Source organism: Micromonospora sp. NPDC050795 (assembly GCF_044456785.1).
In the GTDB taxonomy this organism is placed as follows: domain Bacteria; phylum Actinomycetota; class Actinomycetes; order Mycobacteriales; family Micromonosporaceae; genus Micromonospora.
In genome coordinates, this window is sequence record NZ_JBITGE010000077.1 from 1 (window position 1) to 4,376 (window position 4,376).

Here is a 4,376-nt window from a genome sequence, read left to right on the forward strand (position 1 = left end):
GCACAAACGCCACGGCGTGAACGTGCAGGTCATCGCCGACGCCGCCGGCCGGCTCGTGTGGGCATCACCGGCACTGCCCGGTTCGGCACACGACCAGCCAGTCAATGTCCCCGGCCGCGTCCGCGTCGGCCTGGACCCCGGCCAGCATCCGCTCGAACGTGCCATCAAGGGCCCACCTGCGAAAACGTGTATAGATCGACTGCCACGACCCTTAGCGGACGGGCACATCACGCCACGCCGCCCCGGCTCGGATCCTCCACACGATCCCGTTGAGGACCCGCCGGTCATCGACCCGAGGCCGACCACCGGTCACCACCGACGGCAGATACCGCGACAGCGCATCCCACTCGACGTCAGACAACTCGTAGCGACGACCCACGCCCTACATCATCCGACATCAAGATCCTTTGAAGACACTGCCTAGCGGCGGCGCGGGGCGCCTGGATCTGTTTCCAGGACGAGGCAGGTCAGACCCTGCGACCGCCGAAGAGCAAGACCTGGGCACGTCGGGGCCGTACCCCAGTGGTCACCGTGTCGGGCAAGGGCTCCGGTTGTCGGGTCAGCAGATCGCGGCGGTGATTGGTCGGGATCCGAGTGTGGTGTCGCGGGAGATTTGTCGGGGTGGTGGGCGCGGTTCTATCGGGCGTGGCGTTTCCGCAGGCCCGATCGTCAACATCAGGTCGTCGAACAACACCCGCCACCGCTGGGCATTTACCCTGTATCCGCCAGCCACCGCTGCGTCATGGTTGGTCCACACAACCATTCATGATCAACGGTGGCTGCCCTCGTACCCCCACCGCACCGAACCGCGGCTCAGCCGAGGTCAACATCCCCGGCTGGAGTATTAGGCCAAGACTCCCACCTGAACCGACCAACGGCTGCTGGGCACCATTCCGATCAGCAGCGGCACGCAGCGGCCGCCGGTCACCGCGACGAGCTCATGAACCCCAGCCATGCCGCCCTCCGGTAGGCCAGCCGCGATGACGACGGACGGGCCTGACAGCTCGTCGCCCGGATCCGGATACGCGGTAACGCTGCGGCAGCCGTCAAAGGCCGCGCTGCCGAGCGCATCGCCGACGACCGCGACGCCGATCCCGTCCGAGAGCAGCTGCCGGGCAAACGCCGCAGCCAGCGACCGACAGTCGTCCAGAGCGCCGACCAGGGTTACCACGTCCGGGGTGCGGCCGAGATCGACGTGCAGCCGCCAGGACCCCTGCCGACCCAGCACCAGCGGGACTCCTGCGGCCGGCGGCGGCTCGGCCTCGGCGAGCCAGGCGTATGCGGTGGTCGCCGGACCGGTGGCGACACCGGCCAGACGTACCCGGATCGGGCCAGTTTCGGCGGCCAGGTCGACCTGCACATAGGGCACTTCACCGTCGCCCGGCAATGTCGGCCGCCCGTGGCGCACCGGAGCGGCGTGTCGTATCGCGACGGTCGACCCGTTCACCGGCAGAGCCGGTACAGGTCTCGGCGAGGCGGACACCGACTCGCAGTCAGCCGCCGACGGGTGCTGACCGGACCCTGGCGCGGGCGGCGCGGACACCGGCCCGTCCGCCGGTTCAACAGCAGCCGTCGTCGGCGGCCACTCGGGCCCTGGATCCGTCGCCGCCAGAGACCCCTGCGGCGGAGACGCGGTGGTGCGGGAACCGGAGTTTGCCGCCGACGGACCTGCCGCCAGTACCTCCAGTTCGGCCGGGGTCGGCGTGTGGTGCCGATCCGGTGGCCACGGCCCCGCGTCCAAGGGCGCGGGGCGGATCCGGGAGGTGCGCCGATGCCACCCGACCAGGGCGAGTACCGCGAGCGCGATAGCGAGCACGGCGGCGGCACCCCGGAAGAGGTACGTCTGGTAGCCGCTGGACCCGGAGGTGCCAGCGGGCCTGCCGGTAACCCCCGGTACCGCCGTCGCCTCTTCCGTTGTGCGGGCCGGTGACGGTACCGCTCTGCTCGTTTGCGAGGGAGAGGACGACCGCGCAGGGGAGGACGACGATGGTTGCGGCCCGGCCGGGGGAAGGGCACCGTTGCGCACCCCTGGGCCCGACGCGTCGGCCGGAAGCATGAGGACCCAGCCCGGCCCCAACTCGACACCGTCAGTGAGGGTCGCACCGTCCGGCTGTTTCCGTCCCTTGTTGAGCTGGATGATCTCGCGAAACCGGTTACCGCTTCCCAAGGTGCGCAAGGCTATGTCGTACAGGTACTCTCGACGCCCGTCACCGGGTGCTCCGACGACGTAGTACTTGCCGGTCTCGCCCGGCGCCCCGGCGGCCGGAGCCGCCGGGGCGAGCGGCACGAACAGTGCTACCGACAGCAGGACAGCCGCTGGCCACCGCGCCCGCTCCGCACGACCTGACTCCATCGGTTTCCTTCCGTCTCACTGTTCCACGGAGCCCGGTGGTCGACGACTCACGTGTGTCTCAGGCGGGGACGAGGTGCCAGGACTGGTTTCCCTGACCGGGGTTGCACGTCCAGATCTGCAACGGGGCGCCATTCGACCGGTTCGCGTCGCGTACGTCGAGGCACTTGCCGGAGTGCGGGTTCCGCAGCAGCGTCCCCGACATCTCCCATACCTGCGCCGGTCCCCCGTTGCACCACGCGAGCTGCACTTTGGCTCCGTTCTCGCGCGCGGCCCAGGCCACGTCAAGGCACTTGCCGAGCACCCGCAGCGAGCCGCCGGGGCCCTGGGCGAAGCTCTGCGCGTCCGACTTGTTGCACTGCCACAGCTGCATCTGCACGCCATCGGCCGAGATGCCGTGCGGAACTCCCAGGCATTTGTTCGCCAGCCCTCGCACCAGGAAGCTGGAGTTGTCCCTGCCGGGAGTGCCGGCCGGGATCGTGCCGCTCGGCTTCGGCACTTCCCTGCTGGGGCCTTGGTCCCGCCTGCCGTCACTCCGGAACGTGACCACCAGCTCCTCGCATCGGGGGCAGTTGTACATGGTCAGGTTGCCGGGGATCCGGTCGTGGGTGGACCACAGGTACGCGCGCGGGGCGAAGGCGCCGAGCGCGCGGGTGTAGACAGTCTCCGCGTCCCGATTGGGATTCAGACAGTTGATCCGGTCGCCACGAACCGTGTCTACTTCGGCGTGGGCATCCGGGCAGGCGGCGAGTAACTGCCCCCCGGAGCAGCTCCAACGAACACAGGTGCCGGCAGCATCCGGGCGGTCGGCTCCCGGTGTGTCGATGGTGATCGCCAGTGACAATGCGTTGACGTAGCTGACGTCGTACCAGGGGGCGTTCGCGTCGTTCAGGTCGAAGTTGAACTCGGCAAGGCTGGCCGGCTGTTCGCCGAATTCACAGCGATCCTCGAACCTGCCGCAGTCGGCAACCTGGCACCGAAAGTCGACCCCGGAGGTGCCCGAACAGCGTTGACGGGCGAAGAACGTGCCACGCCAGTGAACGACCCGGTTCTCCTTGTCGTAGGTGTAAGGGATCTCGACCGTTTGCTCAATGCCCGGAAGCAGTTTCGGTAGTTCCAAGACGGGTCCCGAGCCATCGTCCGTGCTCGCCCTTGAACCGATCCACAGCGTCTCCCCCGTCCGGTTGACGAGCTTGACCCTATGTCTGACAACCGCGTCCGCGGTCGTCGATATACCCACGATCAACCCCAGCGCGAGCAGTACGGTGCCGACGAAGGCCACCGCCCTGCCGCGGCGCTGGAGCAACCGGCTACTTACCGTCATCTCACCCTCCCATGGCAATGGAGACGAACGGTCCTGATGCCCCGGCAAACGGAAGCCTCAAGGAACACTCCCTCATAACGGAGCGGGAGCGGTACGGGTTCACCGCCTCTGTCGATCGTTCTCCTTCAGGTGGGGGACGGCGGTGACTGGTCCACGCAGAGCACCGTTTTCGTGGACACGGGAAGGCCCGGCAGTCGCCCCAGCAGGTGTGGCGTGCCGGGGCGGCGCTGGGCGGTGGGTCACGCTGACGCCCGTCTGCTCTCTGACCTGGCCGACATGACCGGGCTGACCAACGCGTTCAGTGAGGCCTTGGCAGGGCTGCGGCAGCGGCAGCGGCAGGCACGACCGGGCCGGATCGCGGTGGGTCTGGCGGTGCTGCGGGATCAGCCCGGCTTGTTCGGGCCGGTCGCCTCTGATCGACCGCGTGGCGGTTGTCGCGGCTGGACGAGCCGATGCTGGCTCAACCGCGTCTCGCGGGCTCGAGCCCGCGAGGTCGGCTGGGCCCAACATGCCGAGGCCCGCTGTGACCTGCCGCAGCCGGTGGTGGCCTGCCGGCGTGACGTCCGGCTACCACCCGCTACTGTGCTTCCTGGACAAAACCGGCGCACCTCTAGACGAGTAAGTCCGAAGTTGGTTCAGTGGTCGTAGGCGATCAGGGATCTCGTCACGGGCTGGCCGGTGGTCCGGTTGTGCCAGATCGCG

Annotated in this window: 3 protein-coding genes and 2 pseudogenes; 2 read left to right on the plus strand and 3 right to left on the minus strand. The window is 68.6% G+C overall.

Going from position 1 to position 4,376, the window contains the following annotated elements:
• A pseudogene (locus tag ACIBEF_RS31955) lies at positions 1-94 on the plus strand (IS5/IS1182 family transposase); the annotation flags it as partial.
• Between the two features lie 117 nt (positions 95-211).
• Here ACIBEF_RS31955 and ACIBEF_RS31960 read toward each other — a convergent pair.
• From ACIBEF_RS31960 to ACIBEF_RS31970, 3 genes are all read right to left on the minus strand, one after another.
• Positions 212-379 (minus strand): transposase, encoded by a 168-nt coding sequence (locus ACIBEF_RS31960; RefSeq protein WP_396797149.1) that lies wholly within the window; start codon positions 377-379, stop codon positions 212-214.
• A 465-nt stretch (positions 380-844) separates the two neighbouring features.
• Positions 845-1,447, minus strand: coding sequence for a hypothetical protein (locus tag ACIBEF_RS31965; RefSeq protein WP_396797151.1), 603 nt, complete (start codon positions 1,445-1,447; stop codon positions 845-847).
• Positions 1,448-2,411: 964 nt separating this feature from the next.
• Positions 2,412-3,674 (minus strand): ricin-type beta-trefoil lectin domain protein, encoded by a 1,263-nt coding sequence (locus ACIBEF_RS31970; protein WP_396797152.1) that lies wholly within the window; start codon positions 3,672-3,674, stop codon positions 2,412-2,414.
• Between the two features lie 171 nt (positions 3,675-3,845).
• Between ACIBEF_RS31970 and ACIBEF_RS31975 the strand changes: the two are divergent.
• Positions 3,846-4,287, plus strand: a pseudogene (locus ACIBEF_RS31975) (IS1380 family transposase); the annotation flags it as partial.
• Positions 4,288-4,376 lie beyond the last annotated feature (89 nt).

What these genes read in the sequence shown, in the direction of transcription:
- ACIBEF_RS31970 (WP_396797152.1), bottom strand. Translation starts at nt 3,674, where the DNA reads ATGACGGTAAGTAGCCGGTTGCTCCAGCGCCGCGGCAGGGCGGTGGCC.